Source organism: Bacillus sp. GW823-FHT06B01 (assembly GCF_058952315.1).
Window position 1 is genome coordinate 645,023 of record NZ_JBXAHR010000003.1, and the last position, 17,860, is coordinate 662,882.

20 protein-coding genes and 1 other annotated feature are annotated in these 17,860 nt (G+C 35.0%); of the genes, 11 read left to right on the forward strand and 9 right to left on the reverse strand.

What is annotated here, in order from left to right:
• Positions 1–32: 32 nt before the first annotated feature.
• From liaF to AC1Q8N_RS16570, 4 genes are read left to right on the forward strand one after another with little or no spacing between them, the layout of a single operon-like run.
• On the forward strand, positions 33–773 hold the full coding sequence (gene liaF, locus AC1Q8N_RS16555) for a cell wall-active antibiotics response protein LiaF (RefSeq protein ID WP_048544878.1): 741 nt from the start codon (positions 33–35) through the stop codon (positions 771–773).
• Positions 773–1,828, forward strand: a complete 1,056-nt coding sequence (locus AC1Q8N_RS16560; protein WP_000744323.1) for a sensor histidine kinase — start codon at positions 773–775, stop codon at positions 1,826–1,828. Before liaF ends, AC1Q8N_RS16560 begins: the two co-directional genes overlap by 1 nt.
• Positions 1,825–2,457 (forward strand): response regulator, encoded by a 633-nt coding sequence (locus AC1Q8N_RS16565; RefSeq protein ID WP_048544876.1) that lies wholly within the window; start codon positions 1,825–1,827, stop codon positions 2,455–2,457. Before AC1Q8N_RS16560 ends, AC1Q8N_RS16565 begins: the two co-directional genes overlap by 4 nt.
• A 56-nt stretch (positions 2,458–2,513) precedes the next feature.
• Complete coding sequence (locus tag AC1Q8N_RS16570) at positions 2,514–2,852, forward strand: DUF3922 domain-containing protein (RefSeq protein ID WP_165775576.1); 339 nt, start codon at positions 2,514–2,516, stop codon at positions 2,850–2,852.
• A 22-nt stretch (positions 2,853–2,874) separates the two neighbouring features.
• Here the strand turns inward: AC1Q8N_RS16570 and brnQ3 are convergent, their stop codons facing one another.
• Positions 2,875–4,230, reverse strand: a complete 1,356-nt coding sequence (gene brnQ3, locus AC1Q8N_RS16575) for a branched-chain amino acid transport system II carrier protein BrnQ3 (RefSeq protein ID WP_087985517.1) — start codon at positions 4,228–4,230, stop codon at positions 2,875–2,877.
• A 56-nt stretch (positions 4,231–4,286) separates the two neighbouring features.
• Positions 4,287–4,545: a binding site (T-box leader), on the reverse strand.
• A gap of 271 nt (positions 4,546–4,816) precedes the next feature.
• On the opposite strand from brnQ3, the gene AC1Q8N_RS16580 reads away from it, so the two are divergent.
• The gene (locus AC1Q8N_RS16580; RefSeq protein WP_000880630.1) at positions 4,817–5,026 is read left to right on the forward strand and encodes a hypothetical protein; all 210 of its coding nucleotides are present in this window, start codon (positions 4,817–4,819) and stop codon (positions 5,024–5,026) included.
• Positions 5,027–5,065: 39 nt separating this feature from the next.
• On the opposite strand, the gene AC1Q8N_RS16585 is transcribed toward AC1Q8N_RS16580, so the two are convergent.
• Entirely contained in the window at positions 5,066–5,842 is a 777-nt protein-coding gene (locus tag AC1Q8N_RS16585) for a class I SAM-dependent methyltransferase (protein WP_048544870.1), read from the reverse strand.
• A 108-nt stretch (positions 5,843–5,950) separates the two neighbouring features.
• Here AC1Q8N_RS16585 and AC1Q8N_RS16590 point away from each other — a divergent pair, with 108 nt between their 5' ends.
• Positions 5,951–6,802, forward strand: a complete 852-nt coding sequence (locus AC1Q8N_RS16590; protein WP_098077908.1) for a YhfM domain-containing protein — start codon at positions 5,951–5,953, stop codon at positions 6,800–6,802.
• Between the two features lie 100 nt (positions 6,803–6,902).
• On the opposite strand, the gene AC1Q8N_RS16595 is transcribed toward AC1Q8N_RS16590, so the two are convergent.
• Positions 6,903–7,100 (reverse strand): hypothetical protein, encoded by a 198-nt coding sequence (locus AC1Q8N_RS16595; protein WP_001053356.1) that lies wholly within the window; start codon positions 7,098–7,100, stop codon positions 6,903–6,905.
• 150 nt (positions 7,101–7,250) lie between these two features.
• Here AC1Q8N_RS16595 and AC1Q8N_RS16600 point away from each other — a divergent pair, with 150 nt between their 5' ends.
• The 3 genes from AC1Q8N_RS16600 to hmpA all read left to right on the forward strand — a co-directional run bounded on the left by AC1Q8N_RS16600 (position 7,251) and on the right by hmpA (position 10,349).
• Complete coding sequence (locus tag AC1Q8N_RS16600) at positions 7,251–8,348, forward strand: site-2 protease family protein (protein WP_048544865.1); 1,098 nt, start codon at positions 7,251–7,253, stop codon at positions 8,346–8,348.
• 114 nt (positions 8,349–8,462) lie between these two features.
• Positions 8,463–8,981 carry a hypothetical protein gene (locus AC1Q8N_RS16605; RefSeq protein ID WP_493521284.1) on the forward strand — a complete coding sequence of 173 codons (519 nt, stop codon included), beginning with the start codon at positions 8,463–8,465 and terminating at the stop codon, positions 8,979–8,981.
• A 159-nt stretch (positions 8,982–9,140) separates the two neighbouring features.
• Entirely contained in the window at positions 9,141–10,349 is a 1,209-nt protein-coding gene (gene hmpA, locus AC1Q8N_RS16610; protein ID WP_098077914.1) for an NO-inducible flavohemoprotein, read from the forward strand.
• Positions 10,350–10,379: 30 nt separating this feature from the next.
• On the opposite strand, the gene AC1Q8N_RS16615 is transcribed toward hmpA, so the two are convergent.
• Positions 10,380–10,892: a Crp/Fnr family transcriptional regulator gene (locus AC1Q8N_RS16615; protein ID WP_048544859.1), complete on the reverse strand. Its 513-nt coding sequence runs from the start codon at positions 10,890–10,892 to the stop codon at positions 10,380–10,382.
• Positions 10,893–11,061: 169 nt separating this feature from the next.
• Between AC1Q8N_RS16615 and AC1Q8N_RS16620 the strand changes: the two genes are divergently transcribed.
• Complete coding sequence (locus tag AC1Q8N_RS16620; RefSeq protein ID WP_000882907.1) at positions 11,062–11,289, forward strand: hypothetical protein; 228 nt, start codon at positions 11,062–11,064, stop codon at positions 11,287–11,289.
• A 293-nt stretch (positions 11,290–11,582) separates the two neighbouring features.
• On the opposite strand, the gene AC1Q8N_RS16625 is transcribed toward AC1Q8N_RS16620, so the two are convergent.
• From AC1Q8N_RS16625 to AC1Q8N_RS16635, 3 genes are all read right to left on the reverse strand, one after another.
• The gene (locus tag AC1Q8N_RS16625) at positions 11,583–12,383 is read right to left on the reverse strand and encodes a sulfite exporter TauE/SafE family protein (RefSeq protein WP_098077917.1); all 801 of its coding nucleotides are present in this window, start codon (positions 12,381–12,383) and stop codon (positions 11,583–11,585) included.
• Between the two features lie 117 nt (positions 12,384–12,500).
• Positions 12,501–13,499, reverse strand: a complete 999-nt coding sequence (locus AC1Q8N_RS16630; RefSeq protein ID WP_048544857.1) for an inorganic phosphate transporter — start codon at positions 13,497–13,499, stop codon at positions 12,501–12,503.
• An 11-nt stretch (positions 13,500–13,510) separates the two neighbouring features.
• Positions 13,511–14,131, reverse strand: coding sequence for a DUF47 domain-containing protein (locus tag AC1Q8N_RS16635; RefSeq protein ID WP_000231446.1), 621 nt, complete (start codon positions 14,129–14,131; stop codon positions 13,511–13,513).
• 312 nt (positions 14,132–14,443) lie between these two features.
• Between AC1Q8N_RS16635 and AC1Q8N_RS16640 the strand changes: the two genes are divergently transcribed.
• Entirely contained in the window at positions 14,444–16,486 is a 2,043-nt protein-coding gene (locus AC1Q8N_RS16640) for a transglycosylase domain-containing protein (protein ID WP_098077920.1), read from the forward strand.
• Positions 16,487–16,612: 126 nt separating this feature from the next.
• Here AC1Q8N_RS16640 and AC1Q8N_RS16645 read toward each other — a convergent pair whose 3' ends face one another.
• Together AC1Q8N_RS16645 and AC1Q8N_RS16650 are read right to left on the reverse strand one after the other, a co-directional pair.
• Positions 16,613–17,041 carry a hypothetical protein gene (locus AC1Q8N_RS16645; protein ID WP_048544855.1) on the reverse strand — a complete coding sequence of 143 codons (429 nt, stop codon included), beginning with the start codon at positions 17,039–17,041 and terminating at the stop codon, positions 16,613–16,615.
• A gap of 195 nt (positions 17,042–17,236) precedes the next feature.
• Positions 17,237–17,860: Gly-Xaa-Xaa repeat protein (locus AC1Q8N_RS16650; protein WP_493521285.1), on the reverse strand; the 624-nt coding region annotated here is incomplete at its 5' end.

Here is a 17,860-nt window from a genome sequence, read left to right on the forward strand (position 1 = left end):
TATGTATATGTAACAAGAAGGGGGGAGCTGAAATGAAGAAACAATTTTCAAAAACACAATTAATGGGGATGCTCCTCATCATATTTGGATTCGGTCTTTTTCTTGATATGATACTTGGACATTTTGAACCAGGTGGTCTCATTTTTGCATTTATTATGCTTATGTTTGGAAGGCATTATCGTAAGAAGAATCGTTATGTAAGGGGAAATGTCTTTTTATTTGTTGGTGGTATCGTATTTTTATTCTTCTTATTTTCATCAGCAGCATTTGTTCTTGTCGTCTTTGCTTGTTTAGCTTTAATTGGTTATCAATTGATTCAACAAGGACATCAGAAAAAAGCAATGAAGGTTGAAATTAAAGAAAAAGGATATATAGATGAAGAGAAGCAAATTTATCGTACAGAACCATATTTAAAAAACATGTTTGTAGGTAATGTGCGAATGATGGATCATATTTATGAACTTGAGGATATTAATGTTCAATATGGTGCTTGTGATGTGGAAATAGATTTAACAACTGCTATGATTCCAGAAGGAGAAACGGTAATTGTTATCCGAGGTATCGTTGGTAATATTCGTTTATACGTGCCATATGATATTGAGCTGTCTTTAAATCATTCTGTTATTGTCGGACGTGTGCTCCTGCCAGGACATGAAGAGACAGGATTTAATCGTAATGTTACATTTAGAACAGAGCAGTATAAAGAAGCTCCTCGTCGTATTAAAATTATTTCTTCGCTTATCGTAGGCGATACGGAAGTGAGGAAAGTATAATGAAGAAACAAAAAAATATTTCGTGGATGTATATTCGTTATTCTATGTTGTCTTCTGTTAGTATCGCACTCATTTGTACAATTGTATATGTATGGAAAAGCGAGCAACAAGTGTATGATTTATTATGGAAGGAATCCATCGCTTCTGTTCCAATTGGCTTGTTTATTATGACTACAAGTTTACTTATCGGGGGAATTGTAGGGTATGCAATCGGTTACTATATAGAGCAGCGTATACAAGGATTAAATACTTTTCTATTTGAAGTGGAGCGAGGGAATTTTCCGAGCGATGTTTCGTTTACTGCAGATGATGAATTTCATGAAGTAGAACGAAAAGTAATCGGTCTTGCTCGTCGATTAGAGGAGCAAGCTGGACTCTTTCAAAAAGTAACGAATGAACGAGCTCATTGGAATGAAGAGATGAGACAAGAAGCGATATCCCAAGAAAGGCATCGATTGGCGAGGGAGCTGCATGATTCTGTAAGTCAGCAGCTTTTTGCAATGTCGATGATGATGTCGGCTATTAATGAACAAGTAGCTGAAATTCCAGAAACGACAAACAAGCAGTTGCAGCTCGTTGAAAATATGGTTGTAAATGCGCAATCAGAAATGAGAGCATTGCTTCTTCATTTACGTCCTGTACAATTAGAAGGTAAGAAACTGACACAAGGCATAGAGGAATTATTGACGGAATTATCGCGAAAGCAACATATGAAAATTGAATGGCTAATCGAGCCAATAGAATTGAAAAAAGGTGTAGAAGATCATTTATTTCGTATTGTGCAAGAAGCTTTATCCAATACTTTACGACATGCGAAAGCGAAGAAAACGGAAGTACGTCTTCGGAAAATTGATCAATATGCAATTCTAAAAATTATTGATGATGGCGTTGGATTTGAAGTCGGAGTGAATAAGGCTGGTTCATATGGTTTAAGATCAATGCAAGAGCGTGTTCATGAAATTGGTGGGACATTAAAAGTACTTAGTTTCCCCGCTAAAGGGACGCAAATAGAAGTAAAAGTACCGATTATGATTGAGAGAGGGGGAGAATCATGATAAAAGTGTTACTTGTCGATGATCATGAAATGGTTCGAATGGGTGTATCAGCATATTTATCAACGCAGCCAGATATCGAAGTAGTTGGAGAAGCTGAAAATGGAAGAAAAGGTTCAGAGTTAGCACTGCAATTAAGACCAGATATTATTTTGATGGACCTTGTCATGGATGAGATGGATGGGGTTGAAGCAACACGTACTATTATTCAGGAATGGCCAGAAGCGAAAATTGTAGTTGTAACGAGCTTTTTAGATGATGAGAAATTGTACCCTGTTATTGAGGCTGGAGCGACAAGTTATTTATTAAAAACATCAAGAGCGAGTGATATAGCAGACGCTGTACGAGCTACTTATGATGGAGAAACGGTATTAGAGCCAAAAGTTACTGGTAAAATGATGTCTCGTATGCGTCAGAAGAAAGAACAACCTTTGCATGAGGAGTTAACAGAAAGAGAGTCTGAAATTTTGTTATTAATTGCAGAGGGGAAAAGTAATCAAGAGATTGCAGATGAATTGTTTATTGCCCTCAAAACAGTAAAGACACATGTGAGTAATATTTTAAATAAGCTAAATGTAAGTGACCGAACACAGGCAGTTATTTATGCGTTTAGACATCAATTGACGAAATGATAAAGTGAAACTTTAATCAGTGGGGGGGATCTCCGCTGATTATTAGTTTACGCCAAATCTTTTTATTGACGTTAATAAATGTAAGCGTTATCATTGAGTTGTTAACAATACATACAAAGGGGAGAGAGTGTATGTTAGTTCAAACGATATTTGGCATGGATAAGTCTAAAAAATTAGGGGATTATGTGAACGCATTACAAGCGCTTTGTGAACAATATAATGTTGAAACAGATAAAATTGCAATTGTTGAGGCGACAGAAGAGTACTATTTATTTTTAGTAAAGCAAGAAGATTGCTACGATGTTGTCAAAGTAGAAACAGTGGATACAAATATCGAATATTATACGAAAGCATATAAAATAAGCAGTTTTAATCATACTGTTTATCAAAAGTAAAAAACTCCCTTTCGGGAGTTTTTTAGGATGCTTTTACTTCGCGGGAATCGGTTATTAAGGGAACTTTTTTCGCACCGCTTAACTTAGCGATTGTAAGGCCGATAATAGCCCCGGCTAATGCTGGTATTAGCCAGCCAATTCCTTCATTATATAAAGGGATAAATTCAAAATATGGTGTGATAAATGAAACTGAAATGCCACCTTGTTTTAATCCGTCAAATACGCTTACGATTGCTGCTCCAATTAAAGCACCTACATAAACAGAACGATATCCACCGAAATATTTATGAAGTAACGATAGTAGGACGAGTACAATTGCAACTGGATATACAACAAGTAGAATTGGAACAGAGATGGCAATAATTTTCGTTAAACCTAAGTTGGCAACTAATAATCCTAATGCACAAATGATACTCGCGAACATTTTGTATGAAAATTTAGTCAATAATGTTGAGAAATATTGACTACACGCAGATACAAGTCCAACACAAGTTGTTAGACAAGCGAGTGTAACGATTAGAGATAATAGAAGTAAACCGTATGGACCGAATAATTGCTGTACGATAACAGTAAGTAATTGTCCACCATTTTGTGCATATCCGAGCGAGACGCTAGTTGCACCGAGCCAGCCAAGTGCACCATATACAAGTACGAGACCAGTAGCGGCAATAAGTCCTGCTTTCGCTGTTGCGATGGCAATGGATTTACGATCCTTCACACCTTTAGAGCGAATGGCATTTACAACGATAATTCCAAATGCAAGCGCAGAAATGGTATCCATCGTTAAGTATCCTTCCATAAAGCCTTTGAAGATTGGAGAAGTTTGATACTCTTGCATTGCTGGTCCTGATTGCCCGAGTGGTGTAAATACACTTTTAATAAATAGTAAGAGAATAGAGAGTAATAAAATAGGTGTTAAAATATTTCCGATGCGATCGACAAGTTTAGATGGATTTAAACTAAGCCAAAATACGATAGCGAAGAAGACGACTGTGTATAAAAATAGTGCTAGGTTACTAGAACGAATTGTTTCTGGTAAGAAAGAACTAACACCCATTTCATAAGCGACATTTGCAACGCGTGGAATTCCCATAGAAGGACCGATTGCGATATATACAACTACAGTAAAGAAAATTCCGAATAATGGGTGAACATGACTTGCGAGTTGTTGCATGCCGTTTCCTGATAAAGAAATTGCAATAACAGTTAATAATGGTAAACCGACTCCTGTTAGTAAAAATCCAATCATTGCCGGCCAAAAGTTTTCACCTGCATTTTGTCCAAGCATGGGAGGGAAAATTAAATTACCTGCCCCAAAAAATAAAGAAAATAGCATAAGACCCGTGAAAAAAATATGTTTTTTTGATACAGTGTTCATTGTTTTTCCTCCTTTTTTAAATTCATTTGTAAGAACACAAAAAACTCGTCCCTAAAGAAAGGGACGAGTTATATTTACCCGCGATACCACCCTAATTTATACATGTAGAAATGAGTCTATATGTATACGGCTTTACAACGTACAACATGATACGTGTTCCTTGTAACGGGGGACAGCCGGTAAGAACTTACTGTAACATTCGGTTCTACTTCTCGGAGATGATTTTCGGTTACGCACTGAACGTTGGCTTTCAGCAAATCGCCAACTCTCTGGAGGACAGTCCTATAACGTACTCGTTCTCGTCAATGAATTTTTATTCAAGTATTCTGACAGTATTGTCACATGTTTTTTTTTGAAAGTCAACATTTTTTTGAAAGATATATTTATATATGGAAATATCGAATGTGATATTCGTTGTTGTAAAGGGAATGGTGAATTGTAAAACGGGAGTAAAAATTTGTAGAGAATTGTAAAACTTATAGAGAAAGTTGATATTTATAGGAGTAAAGAAGGTATTGTTTGAATTTACAGAGAATAATATAACAATCCACTTGCTGGAAAGAACAAACCAAAAGAGGTGACTGGAATGCTTGCGATGGGAGTATTATTTGGCATTATTGCTATAATTGGTTTTATGTGGTTATATTATTCGCGTTCGTTTAAACAAGCAGAAGTTTTACTCTTTCAAAAAGGTAGTTTGTTGACAAATCAGTCTAGATATTTAGTATGTCCGAAGTGTGGAAGTGCACAGGCCAGAAGTGGAGGATATCAAGAGTGTTGCAAAATTAGATTATGAAAGAAGGAAGCCTCACATTATGTTGTGAGGCTTCCTTCCTTACAATTTCATGGCGCTCCAAATTGTCCACCGATCTCTTTCGATAATAGGAGAGATGCTTTGTAATGCGGTCTGGACCTGTTGTAGAAGTTGAGAAAGTTCATGATCTGTTAATTCATATAGAATGGATCGACCTGTTCGAGGTGATAAATCTTGTAGCAATGCTTCTACAGAATCATGTATTTTTCGTACTTCCCATTGTGTTTGAGAGGGGAACACGTGAAGAAAATATTTTTGTAATTCTTGCTGTATCGTGGTGGTTTTTGGCCGCCTTTTTGATTCTATTTCAATGAGTTTTGGAAAGGTAGAGAAAAAATATCCACGAATGTGTTCGGGGCTTCCAGGAATTGTACAATCTTCAATAGTTCGGTCTTGTACAATAAGTACACCGTTTTTCTTTAATATACGAGAAGCTTCACGTAGAAATGCAGGAATGTCTTGTAAATGATGAATCACTGCGCGCGAAATAACAATGTCAAATGTATTATTAGGATATGGGACGTTATGTGCATCACCGTGAATGAATGAAATATTTGGAAAGCCGCTACAATTTTCTTTTGCAGCTTGTAATATTTCTTTTGAAAAATCAAGTCCAATGACATTTTTGGCCCCCATAAGAGCAAGTTCTTTCGTATAAATCCCGCCACCACAGCCGATATCAATTATTTGTTTGTTTTGTATATTTGTAATACTTTTTATCATTTCTCCCCAAGAAATATGGGCGTTTCGCTGTGCGTATGTGTATTTATTATTTGCATCGTGAAAATTAATGGACATGAAGAAGACCTCCTTTCAATACTTAGTATAGCGTATTTTATAGTGTTTCACGTTTTTGTTTTTTATATGAAGAGTATAAGAATTTCTTATTGTAAAAGGAGGATTAAGTTGAAAAGGAAATATGTATTGTTGTTATTTGCTACGTTACTAGCATCTTGTGGTCAAATAGAGCAAAAAAAAGAAACAAAAAAAGTGGAAGAGACGGTGAATGAAGTGAAAGAAACGATAGGGGTAACCGTTATACAAAAAAAACATAAAGAGAAAAAGTTACAGGAATCAGAAGCTAAGTTAGTAATAGACATTATAGATAAAGCGGAAAAACAAGAAGTAACAGGTAGTTTTGGTGAACCGGAATATGAAATGAAAATTAATAGGGGTGGAAAAAAAGAAACATATTATGCATGGCTAAGAGGAGAAGACAGACGAGGATGGATACAATATAAGAAAGCTATGTATATGCTGAATAAAAAAGATACAGAAAAGCTTTTGGCTATATTTCCAAATGTTTCAGAACAAAAAGAAGATGAGATGCAGGTAGGTCCTTTAACGGAAGTAACAAAAAAAGATTTGCAGATTACTGCGTTTCATATTAAAGCAGGCGATCAAAAAGTGAATTATACGGTGCGGTATACGATTTCACATTCACTATACAACAAGTTAGAGAAGGAACAAGAGTATTATTTACAAGTCATTTTCCCAGAAAAAGTTCAAAAATTAATTGGAGCAAAAGAGAGTGAAAAAATTTCAGGTGAAAAGGTAAAGGAAGGGTATAAACAATATGAATTGCATGCTACTGTTCCGGTAAAAGATGCTTCAGAATCACAATTAAAGTCATTAGAAACATATTATGAAAATTATGATTTGAAAATATTAAATAGCAAAAAAGAAAAAATAGGTGTTTTTCAAAATATCATTCAAATTGTTAAAGAGTATGGTGAAAAAATGGATTTACAAAGATAAAATGAAACTTTAATTAGCTCTTACGGATCGAGATGAATGTAAAGTCTATATGACCTTTCCTAGGAAATGATAATAGAGAGGGGAAAACACCCCCTCTCTATTATTTTGCTTTTGCAGATGGCTCATTCATTGATTTTCGTGTAATAAGAAAAGAAATCATAAGAGCGGAAAGGATGACAAGGGCAATAAATACGTGATTGGGCAACAAATCTAATAATAATACGTAACTAACGGTATAAAAAATAAGAGTTGAAGCTAAAAACGATAGAGCGCCTATTATGAGAGATTGTAAATTCATTTGCAAACACCTCCTTATATTTATATTTTTGGCTAAAAATGGATTAAATAAACATTATTTCTAACGATAGAAAAAAATATGTCATAATAGAGAAAAGAATAGTTTTGATGAATAAATATGATTCATTAATGAGAGATAAAGGAGAGGAATATGAAAAATAATAAAAAAGGATTATGGGGAATTATTGTTGCAATAGGGCTATTTTTACTTTCTAAGTTAAAGTGGGTATTTGCAATTTTTAAACTAGCAAAGTTTTCAACGGTATTTAGTATGTTTCTATCACTTGGTGCATACGCGGTTATATATGGTTGGAAATTTGGGGTAGCGCTCATTTATTTGTTGTTTATTCATGAAATGGGCCATTTATGGGCTGCGAAAAGAAAAGGTATACCAACATCGCCAGCAATATTTATTCCATTTATGGGTGCTCTTATTGGGATGAAAGAGATGCCGAAAAATGCAAAAGATGAAGCTTACATCGCCTATATGGGACCTCTTTTCGGATTGTTGTCATTTTTACCTGCGATTCCACTTTATATAATAACGAAAGAGCCATTTTGGGCATTAATTATTTTACTTGGAAGTATGATTAACTTCTTTAACTTGATTCCGGTTTCTCCATTAGATGGTGGACGAATTATCTCAGTTGTAAGTACAAAGATTTGGGGAGCGGGTCTTATTGTATTGCTCGGTTATGCCATTTACTTTAAAAGTATTTTGGGAGGATTTATTTTTATTATCGGCTGTATGGAATTATATAGAGTAATAAAGAGAGATGAGCCAATTAAGGAATTAGGATATAGAATTGATGGAATGAAAGAATATGTTGCAAGACTTGAAGAGGAGTTAAAAGAAACAGGTGCGGTGCATCGAAATATATATATGATGCAACATGAAATGAATATATTAAGGCAAAAAGAAAGAGAGAAAGAATTAAAAGTAGGAGAACTTCAAAAGATTGAAGTGTTAGAGCATCTTTTACCAAAGTTTGAGCCGCTTGATTACGTTCCATATGAAGATGAAAAAGAAACGCATACAATTCATATAAGAGAAGCATTTGAAATGTCAGAAAGAAAATTACAGGAATGGGAGACAGAAAAGAGACAACAGGAAAACTATTATAAAGTTGATATGAAAACAAAATGGACAGTCTTTGCTTGTTATATCGGATTAATGGCTATACTCGGTTACACAGCTTATGAAGGGTACATTGTTTTACAAGAACATTTACCAACGAGAAATGTATAGAAAAATATTGTCGAAATGATAGGAAGAATTTATACAGGAATTATATTTCTACGAGAGAATGTTACAAGTATAGTCTTACATTGTAATATCTTTAGTAGAGAAGGAGTTCTGTATATGAAGAAATTGTTAATTGTATTCGGGATTATTAGCGTAATGATCATTGCGGGCTATAGTCTTATGAAATTGCTATTACATTATGCGAATAAGCCTGCTGAGGTAAGTACAATAGCTCAAATAGAAGATGTGCAAGAAGAGACAAAAGTGCTAGATTTTATTCGTATGACGCATGAAAGTTATAATAATTCCTTAAATTACGGTAAAGCAGAGAATTATACAGAAGGGGACTGGAACCAATTTAAACAATGGTTTCAACAACAAGAATCGTCTTTAAAAAATATACATACAGAAATAAAGAATGAAAAAATAAAACGTGATGTAAATAGAAGCTATGAAATTGTAAAAAAAGGTGTGGAACTTCAAAATATTGAGTATGTAGTTTATGCACATCGTGTATACCATGACTTAGATATTATTGTAAATAAATATAGAGGTGAAACGAACATCTGGGGGTATACAGAGTTTGGAGATGGAAAAGATATAAGGGTAATTGAACAAGCTATACAGTCCAAATAATAAGCTAGCTAGAATTCTAGTTGGCTTATTTTCTTTTGTAAGTGCAATGTTCATATATTATTCACAAAAACACCGTGTTAATAGTGATTAAAATCACAATATGTACTATACAATTCAGTTAAACTAAAAACAGTTAAGGAAATAGAGGAGTGGGATACAATGTTAAGTGCAAAAACAATTGAAATCGTAAAGTCAACAATACCATTATTACAAGAAAAAGGTGTTGAAATTACAACGAGATTTTATCAAATTTTATTTTCGGAACATCCGGAGTTATTGAATATTTTCAACCATACAAATCAGAAAAAGGGAAGACAACAACAAGCGCTAGCGAATGCTGTTTATGCAGCTGCAGCGTATATTGATAATTTAGAAGCTATTATTCCAGTTGTAAAACAAATTGGTCATAAGCATAGAAGTTTAGGTATTAAAGCAGAGCATTACCCGATTGTAGGTACATGTTTACTACGTGCAATTAAAGAGGTCGCAGGTGCACCTGATGAAGTTTTAAATGCATGGGGAGAAGCTTATGGTGTCATTGCTGATGCATTCATTAGCATTGAAGCAGAGATGTATGAAGAAGCGGCACATAAAGAAGGTGGATGGAAAGATTTCCGTAAATTTGTGGTTGTTAAAAAAGTGAAGGAAAGCGACGTTATTACATCATTTTATTTAAAACCTGAAGATGGTGGGCAAGTTTCTTCATTCATCCCAGGACAATATGTAACGATTCAAATAAATATAGAAGGTGAAACGTATACACATAATCGTCAATATAGTTTATCAGATGCTCCTGGAAAAGAATATTATCGTATTAGTGTAAAGAAAGAAAAAGGTGTAGATACACCGGACGGTAAAGTATCTAACTACTTACATGGTCATGTAGAAGAAGGGGATATGTTACCAGTAAGTGCACCAGCAGGAGATTTCGTATTAAATATGGATTCAACATTACCAGTTGTGCTAATTAGTGGTGGAGTAGGTATTACACCAATGATGAGTATGCTAAATACGTTAATTGAACAAAACTCAAAACGTAATGTATGTTTTGTTCATGCAGCGATAAATAGTAATACACATGCAATGAAAGAACACGTTGAGGCAGTAGATAATGAATACGAACAAGTTAAAGCATACACTTGCTATTCTGCACCAACTGAAAAAGATTTGGAAATGAAGAACTTTGATAAAGAAGGTTTCATTGAAGCTGAATGGTTACAAACTATTATTCCGACAACGGAAGCAGAATTTTATTTCTGTGGTCCCGTACCATTTATGAAGCATATAAATGCTGCATTAACTAATTTAGGTGTGGAACAAGAGCATATTCATTATGAATTTTTCGGTCCAGCAGCAAGCTTACAATAGATGAAGTTTGAAATAAGTAAAAACGAGGTATTATTTTACCTCGTTTTTTATTTGTTCCCGTAACAGCCGATTTACCGTTTCACGGCGTATACCTATGAGTTGACCGATTTCAGTTTGTGTTAATATTTCATATATAGGAATGTCACCTAAATATAGTGTGAACCATTCTTGTAAACGATGTAGACGTTCTTTCGGAGAGACGGTTGTCAATTGATCGATACGTTGTTGCATCAGTCTTAATTTTGATTGTAGTTGCATAGCAATATTTGCATATGATGCAGGATTTGCCTGAAGTTGATCGTACCATTCATTACTAATTATAGGTTCAACTTCTGTTTTCATTAAAGCGATTGCTGTACCGTGATATTCCTTCGGTGAAATTAAAGAATGGTGAGGTATCGTTTCACCTGGAACGATAATGTTGAATAGAAATGGTGTTCCATCTTCTTCTATCCGTACTACTTTTAATAAACCTGTTTTTATAAAATATAAAGGACCGTCCTCGCCTTGACGGAATAGTACATCTCCTTTGTGTAGAATCAATGTTAGCCCCCCATTTAAACATTTATATTTCTTCTATTTTAGCGTATATGTATAAAGACAATATGCTTTTAAACAGCAATTTCATTGACGAAATATATGCTATTACAGTAGTATACTATTTAGTGTGTAATAGTACTAGCAATGAATACGCTGTAGGGGGTTTAGTATATTGTTAGATGCGATAAAAATGACGGATATGAGAATTCCGGCGAATGCTATCATTCATGTAGAAGAGATGAAAGGTGGAGTCGTGTTATCCGTTGAAGTAGACGGCCAAATTATTTATACGATGGCTTATGATGAAGAAACAGATAGTTATGCTGAATTATATGATCGAAACGATAAGAGGGCGTGCCAAGTACATGAGGATTTTATGGGATGGTCACTTCTTCACTAAAAAAGATGTCAATATGACATCTTTTTTTATTAAAACGATAGAATATACAAAGAAATGAAATATAAGGATAAAATTTGTAATAAATGATTTTGCATTGTTAGCACTTTGTAACTGCAAGTGAATTATTTTTTCGCTATCATAAAGATAACAGTCGCAGTTATAGGAGTGGTCAACTTGAAGAAAGTACATATTTCCAATTATATGTTATTATGTGTTTGTTTAATTTTATTTGTTCTCTTAGGAGGATTTTTATATTCATGTGTATAAGAAAAACGCATTCTAAAAAGAACGCGTTATAAAAAAGAAGTAATGATTAATCTAGTTCCGAGAATAATTAATGTGATACGTAATAAATTAATTACGGCATTACCACTTAATTTTGTATTAATATAAGCCCCGATTTTTCCGCCAATCCATGCACCAGGAATAAGAATTAATGCGTAAACCCAGCTGACATTTCCAAGGGAGATGTGAGTTGCAGAACTTACAATTGCTGATAAAAATACGATAAACATCGAAGTTGCTACAGCAATATGTGCTGGGAATGCAAAAAGTAGCATCATTGCTGGAACAAGTAAGGCACCGCCGCCAATTCCAAATAATCCAGATATAAAACCAACTATAAAGGCGATAAAGATAGCGAGAAGCGGTGGAAATTGATAGTGTACAGTGTTTCCTTCGTTATCTGTAAAAGTACGCTTAATTACCGTCATATTTGATAAAGAAAGGGGGTTTAATTTGTCTCGTAACATAAGAAGGATGGAGACAAAAATAAGGAAAATCCCAAAATATAAAGAAAATGTATCTTGGTTTAAAAATTTGTTTGCCCACGAGCCGATGATACCACCAGGGCCACTCCCGATAAATAAAATAAGTCCACTTTTGTAATCTACTCGTTTATGCTTCATATAAGTAAGGGTGGAAGAGAGTCCTGTAAAAACGACTGTTACCATTGAAGTTCCTACTGCAAGTTGTGGTGATAGACTGTGTAATCCGATTAATAACGGAACAATAATAATTCCGCCACCAAGCCCGACTAGACTCCCGACTGTCCCGGCGATTAACCCGATGAAAAGTAACATGATGTATTCCAAAATTTCCAACTCCTCTATATAACTTATCCACCAATTATTATACACGCTTTTTAATAAGAAAAAGGTTTGTTCACAAAAAAGTCGTCTTCCTAGAAAAATAAGGAAGACGACTTTTAATTAAAAGATTAAGTGTAATAAAGCGTAAAATAATGCAGCTAACGAAGCTGAAATAGGAAGTGTAATAACCCATGTAATTAACATGCGTTTTGCAGTTCCCCATTTTACACCTTTCACACGATGTGAAGCACCAACCCCTAAAATAGAAGAAGAGATAACGTGCGTTGTACTAACCGGTAAGTGAATGAATGTTGCGCCGAAAATAACAAGTGATGATGATAAATCAGCAGCTACACCATTTACAGGACGAATTTTCATAATTTGTCCACCGACAGTTTTAATAATTTTCCATCCGCCAACAGAAGTACCAAGACCCATTGCGATTGCACAACATAATTGTACCCAGAACGGGATGTCGTCAGAAGTATGATAGTTATTGGCCATAAGAGCCATCGTAATGATCCCCATTGCTTTTTGTGCATCATTCGTACCATGTGTATAAGCTTGTAATGCTGCAGTGAAAATCTGGAATAAACGGAAGTTTTTGTTCGTTTTCGTTAAATTAAAGTTTTTAAAGACCACTTTAAAAATACTGTATACGATATAACCAATAACAAAAGCGATAATCGGTGAAATGATTAAAGCTTCAAGAATTTTTATGAACCCTTTAAGATTTAACGAGCTAATACCGGCAGCAGCGATAGCTGCACCTGCGATTGAGCCGATAATTGCATGCGAAGAACTACTTGGAATACCGTAGTACCAAGTAATTAAATTCCAAGCTATTGCCGCAAGCAAAGCAGCTAAAATTACAAGAGAACCATTTTGCAAGGCAAATGGATCAACGATATCTTTTGTAATCGTTTTTGCTACACCTGTAAATGTCATCGCACCTAAAAAGTTCATAATAGCTGCCATAATAATTGCATGTCTAGGCTTTAGAGCTTTCGTTGAAACAGCCGTTGCAATAGCGTTTGCTGTATCGTGAAATCCATTGATAAAGTCAAAAGCTAAAGCGCAAATGACTACTAAAACGGTCAGTATCAAGAGTGTATCCATGATCAAACTCCTTACGCGTTCTTCATAATAATTGTTTCTAATACGTTTGCAACGCTTTGGCAGCTATCCGCTACTTCTTCAAGCTCCTCGTAAATCTCTTTGTATTGAATAATCTTAATCGGATCTTTCTCACGAGAGAATAAGTGCTTAATTGCATGACGGCGAATATCATCACATTGTGATTCGTAATCTTTAATCTTAATCGCGTTCGTACGAATGTCGACTAACTTCTTTTTAGACAGTAGTTCAACAGAATTTGCAATCTCAATCGCACATTGATTAATTGCTTCAACGAATTTAATCATGTATTCATCAGCTTCTGTAATAGAATACATTTCGAATAGACCAGCACTATGATCTAATCCGTCTAATACATCATCCATACTCATTGCAAGTTGTAGGATGTCCTCACGTTCAATTGGAGTAATAAACGCTTTGTTTAGCTCCATAATGATTTCGTGAATAAATGAGTCACCTTTTGACTCATACTCTTTCATGCGCATAGAAAACTCTTTTAAATCGCTAGCATTTTTAATTTTATACTCCACGAAAAACTGCGCGCCTTCTTTTAAATTTTCTGAAACATTCATTAACATTTCAGAAAATTTATCTTTTTTTGATTTAAATACCATTATTAGTTACCCCCACAAAAGTAATATATGTAAAATATATTGGCTAATCAATTCTAACAAAAAACTGTCGTTTTTTAAAACATTTTATCGAAAAGTTTACAAAAACTTAACATAACTCTCATTGTTGTATTAATAATATTAATAATCAATAGTGAATATCTTACTTGTAGAATGTCCTTTTCTTGCAAAAAGTATGAATGTGAAAGAAAAGCTTTACACTATAGGAACGACTACGTTATTATAATAAATTTAAAAGGAGGTATATTCTTCCTTTTGAAAAGAAGAGTGTAAACAAACGAAGGAAGTGAACGAATGAAATTGAAGAACACTCACTTAAAAAAAATGCAGGAGTGGTTCAACAAGAGGAAGAAACTTCGTAATTCATTAATTGTATTAGGGAGTTTACTCGCTACTCTATTTGTTGCTATAAATATAATAATTTCCATTCAAGACATATCTGAATTAAAACAAGCTGTTCCGCAACCGACCTTAATTTATGATGCAAATAATGAAGTTGCGACTAAATTAGCTTCTTCTAAAACAGAAGGTATTAAAAGGGGAAATATTCCTGATATTATGGTTCAGGCAATTGTTGCAGTAGAAGATAAGGAGTTTTTTAACCATCACGGTATTTACTATAGTGGAATTATAAGTGCAGTTTTTAAAAATATTACAGCAGGAGAAGTTGTAGCAGGGGGAAGTACAATTACACAACAACTTGCGAAAAATGTATTTCTGACACAAGACCGCACATACTCTCGAAAAATAAAGGAATATTTTTTAACAAAAAAAATAGAGCGTACGTATACAAAAGATGAAATTATTGAAATGTATATGAACCAAATTTATTTTGGCGAAGGTGCTTGGGGTATAAAAAGGGCAGCTAAATCTTATTTTGATAAAGATGTAAAAGATTTAACGGTTTCAGAGGCTGCAACGATTGCTGGCTTGATTAAAGCACCGTCTGCATATTCACCATATAAAAACTTTAATAAGTCAATCGAACGACGTAATGTTGTATTAAGTTTAATGAAAGAGCAAGGATATATTTCTGACGAGCAGTATAATAAAGAAAAAGAGAGCGGTCTTGTGTTAAAACGTGGTGTGGATGATAAATACAAGGGGAAATACTCTCAATATGTAGATTATATTGTTAGGGAAGCTATGGACAAGTACGAATTAACACAAAATGAAATTTTAGCAGGTGGTTATCGTATTTACACAGAGCTTGATCCGAAAAAACAACAGGCTGTAGAAGACGTTGTGAATAATGAGAGTTATTTCAAAGATAATGGCTCAGACCAGCTTATGCAAACGGGTGTAGTTCTTATAAATCCAAAAACAGGTGGTGTACCAGCTTTAGTTGGAGGTAGAGGACCGTATCAGTTTTTACAGTTTAACCATGCAACCCAATTAAAAAGACAACCTGGCTCAACGTTAAAGCCTCTGGCTGTATATGTACCAGCGTTAGAGCAAGGGTATGAAGTATACGATATATTAAAAGATGAACCATTTAATATTAAAGAATATAAACCGCAAAATAGTGATCACACTTTTCACGGTGATGTGACAATGTATGAAGCCGTGGCAAAGTCGTACAATGTTTCGGCTGTTTGGCTATTGGAACAAATTGGATTGGATAAAGGGTTGAAATCTTTAGAGCGATTTGGTATTCCATTAGTGCCAGAAGATCGTACGTATCCAATTGCTTTAGGTGGGATGCATGTTGGGACCTCTCCATTTGTAATGGCTCAAGCATACAGTACATTTGCAAATGACGGTGTCCAAGTGGAAGCTCATGCGATTAGAGAGATACAAAATGCTGAAGGTGAAACAATTGGACAGTGGTATAAGAAAGAGACACGAGTGACGAGCGAGAAAATTGCTCAAAAGATGACATATTTATTAAAAGGTGTTGTCGAAAAGGGAACGGGCGAAAAGGCGAAAGTTAATAATGTTGATACGGCCGGGAAGACAGGAACTACTCAAATTGTAAATGGACCAAGCACTGGTGCAAAGGATTCATGGTTTGTTGGATACACACCAGATTTAGTAGGTGCGATTTGGGTAGGATTTGATAAAACAGATAGCGATCATTATGTTCCAGGGGGGAGTCAAATTACGACGACAATGTTCCGGGATATTATGAAAAAAGCGAATGCCAATCCAGCTCAAAAAGCATTCCAGTTATCGCTCATATCTGAGGCTGATTATAAAAAACAATTGAATACAATAGAAGAGGAAAAACGAAGAAAAGAAGAAGAGAAGAAAAGGAAAGAAGAGGAACAGCAAAGAAAAAAAGAGCAACAAGAGTGGCTCGACAAAGTAAAAGAATGGATTCCTTCACTTTGGTAAAAGAAAGAGGCGAATAACGAAATTCGCCTCTTTTTCGTATGAGAAATTAAGTGAACTTTTAATCGGTGGGAAGAGCTGTATCTATCCTTACGAGTTGTTAGCCCATATCAATTGGGATAAATAGTATTACTCGTTAAGTGTAACATTTGTACTGCCAAAGGATTGAGAATCGTATGTGATGATTATTTTTCCTTTACTAATAGGCTCGTAAGGTAATTCTTCTTCGTAAACACCATTATTTTCATTATGGATAGAAAGCATGATTTCATCAATTTCTTTATTTGTATACTGAACTTTAATCGTTTCAGCAATTTGAAGTAACGCTTCGGAACTAGCAGCTTTCGTAATAAGCATTCCTTTTATAACTTTTTTTTCATTATTTGAGGCATTGGAATAAGGGATGTTGCTTTGTTTTGTATACAAAAGTTTGTATGGAACAGTTTTTCTCTCTGCTTTTGATATAGTGGAATATTTTAGAGTTAAAAAAAATCCTACACATAAAATAATGCATACCATAAGAGCAACCCAAATGCGTATTAGTGACATAACTCTCATTTTCATCCCTCTTTCATATCTTTGACTTCACTATTTATCATACAAAATGAGGATTAAGACAGAGTAAATTTGAGGTAAAGAAACGTAAAGAAGGAGCACTTATCCTCCCAAATAAGTGCTCCTTTCTATATAAAGAGAGATTTAATGCACGGTTAAACGATACATATTATTATAAATATACTTATTGATTGAAAATTAGTAAATTCGGAATACGGATAGTGTTGCAGTTGTATCGCCTGTGTTAGGAATAGAAATAGTGTTTGCTGTAGGCTGTACAGCAATCGTTGTACCAGCTTGTAAAGTAACGATTGTAGAGAAAGAAACAGCACTACCGATAACGTTAGTTGAGAAGTTACGATTAGGTGGTTGGCCATTGAATGAAATACCGAATCCGAATGGTGAAGATCCTGGGAAAGTTGTAGACGCTGAGAAACTAATATCATATACGCCTGTTTCTAAAATTGTTAAAGTATCTGAAGTATCGTTGAAAGAGATATTAGTTAATTCAAAAACTTGATTGAATTGGATGTTTGTTCCAGGGGATATAGTTTGTGGATTTGAGTTTCCGATAGCTGCGATAGTTACAGGAATTGGAGTACCCGCTGCTCCTGTTGCGCCAGTAGCACCTGTTGCGCCAGCTGGTCCTTGAGCGCCAACCGGTCCTTGAGCCCCAGTAGCACCTGTTGCGCCAGCTGGTCCTTGAGCGCCAGTAGCACCTTGAGCACCAGCTGGTCCTTGAGCACCAGCTGGTCCTTGAGCGCCAGTAGCACCTTGAGCACCAGCCGGTCCTTGAGCGCCAGTAGCACCTTGAGCGCCAGC